General features: G+C 59.3%; 2 protein-coding genes. One reads left to right on the top strand and one right to left on the bottom strand.

Going from position 1 to position 1,964, the window contains the following annotated elements:
• Window positions 1-85 precede the first annotated feature (85 nt).
• On the bottom strand, window positions 86-844 hold the full coding sequence (locus EJA70_RS06780; protein ID WP_158830233.1) for an SDR family NAD(P)-dependent oxidoreductase: 759 nt from the start codon (window positions 842-844) through the stop codon (window positions 86-88).
• 122 nt (window positions 845-966) lie between these two features.
• On the opposite strand from EJA70_RS06780, the gene EJA70_RS06775 reads away from it, so the two are divergent.
• The gene (locus EJA70_RS06775; RefSeq protein WP_158830232.1) at window positions 967-1,863 is read left to right on the top strand and encodes a LysR family transcriptional regulator; all 897 of its coding nucleotides are present in this window, start codon (window positions 967-969) and stop codon (window positions 1,861-1,863) included.
• The last annotated feature ends 101 nt before the right edge of the window (window positions 1,864-1,964 follow it).

Raw genomic sequence — 1,964 nt, 5'->3', positions numbered from 1 at the left:
GCGATCTGTTGATCTTGCCGTTAAAAATCAAGATCAAAAGATCGCAGCCTGCGGCAGCTCCTACAGGGGTAGGTTTTCATTGACTTTAGAGGAACATGCCGCCGGAGGCTTCAACCCGCTGGCCATTGATCCACTGCGCACCCGGCGACAGCAACAACGCCAATGCCCCGCCAATGTCATCCGGCTGGCCGGCACGACCCAGCGCGGTGTTGTCGGCGACCATCGCATTCACCGCCGCATTATCGCGAACCGTCCCGCCACCAAAGTCGGTTTCAATCGCACCGGGCGCCAAGGTATTCACGGCAATCTGCCGGGCGCCCAGCTCTTTCGCCTGATAGCGGGTCAGTACTTCAATTGCGCCTTTCATCGCCGCATAAGCACTGGCGCCCGGGATGGTGAAACGCGCGAGGCCGCTGGAGATGTTGATGATCCGGCCGCCATCGTTGATCAGCGGCAGTAACTGCTGAGTCAGGAAGAACGGCCCTTTGAGATGCACGTTCATCAGCATGTCGAATTGCTCGACGCTGGTCTCGGCGAAGCTCACATGCAGACCGACCCCGGCATTGTTGATCAGGAAATCAAAACGCTGACGCTCGAAGGTCTGCTGTAACGCCTGCTCAACCCGAGTACCGAAATCGGCAAAGCTTTCGCTGCGGCCAACGTCCAGTTGCAACATCACGGCTTTGGCGCCGAGTGCTTGCAGTTCGCTGACCAGCGCCTGCGCTTCATCGGCGCGGCTGTGGTAAGTGCCGATGATGTCGATGCCTTGGGCAGCCAAGTGCAGGGCGGCGTTCTTACCCAGGCCACGACTGGCGCCAGTGATCAATGCGATTTTGCGGTTCATGGGACTACCTCGATTGCGGTGAGTGGTGGTGATGGGACTCAGTTTATTTATCCGCTGAGAGGTGATAAACAGACTGAAATCGGAATCACTGATCGGCTAATCCGAACAATCAAAGGCCCGCCATGAACAAACTGGAACTGCTGCGCACCTTCGTGCGGGTCAGCGAACTGTCGAGTTTCACCCTCGCCGGGGAAAATCTCGGGCTGCCGCGCTCCACCGTGTCCGAGCATGTGCAAGCGCTGGAAGCGTTGCTCGGCACGCGCCTGCTGCAACGCACCACGCGCAAGGTGCAGGCGACGCAGGACGGTCTGGTGTTGTACGAACGCAGCAAAGACCTGCTCTCGCACATGGACGAGATCGAAGGCTTGTTTCGTCAGGACGAAGCGTCGCTGACCGGGCGCATTCGTGTCGACCTGCCGAATATTCTCGCGCGGCGTCTGGTCATGCCGAGCCTGCCGCAATTCATGGATCGCCATCCGAACCTCGAACTGGAAATCAGCAGCACCGACCGCCGCGTCGACCTGCTCAGCGAGGGTTTTGATTGCGTGGTGCGCATTGGCGCGCAGCCGGATCAATCGGTGGTCGCGCGGCACCTCGGCGATTTCCCGATGGTCAACTGTGCGAGCCCCGCGTACCTCGATCGCTATGGCGTACCGCAAACGCTGGAGGATCTCGCGCAACATCGGCTGGTGCATTACGTCGGCGTGCTGGGTTCGCGTTCGGATGGGTTTGTGTACGAGGAGGGCGGGCAGGTGAAACGCTTGCCGATGGCCGGCAGCGTGACGGTCAACAGCACTGACGCTTATGAGTCGGCGTGCCTGGGCGGGTTTGGTCTGACGCAAGTGCCGCGAACCGGGTTGCAGCCGCATCTGGACAATGGCGAGCTGGTGACGGTGTTGCCGCAATTCACCGCGCCGGCGATGGGTATTTCATTGTTGTATGCGCGGCAACGGCATTTGCCGCTGCGGGTGCGGGTGTTTATGGACTGGCTTGGCGATCTGATCCGCTCCGCGCTCTAACCAATACCTTGGACTATATCTCTCTGATACGGCTACCTGTAGGAGCTGCCGCAGGCAGCGATCTTTTGATCTTTAAAAACAGGATCAAAAGATCGCAGCCT

The sequence above is a fragment of the Pseudomonas sp. PB103 genome (genome assembly GCF_009764635.1).
Lineage (GTDB): Bacteria > Pseudomonadota > Gammaproteobacteria > Pseudomonadales > Pseudomonadaceae > Aquipseudomonas.
The sequence above is the reverse complement of the archived record's forward strand: the minus strand, read 5'-3'. Positions and strand labels throughout refer to the sequence as shown.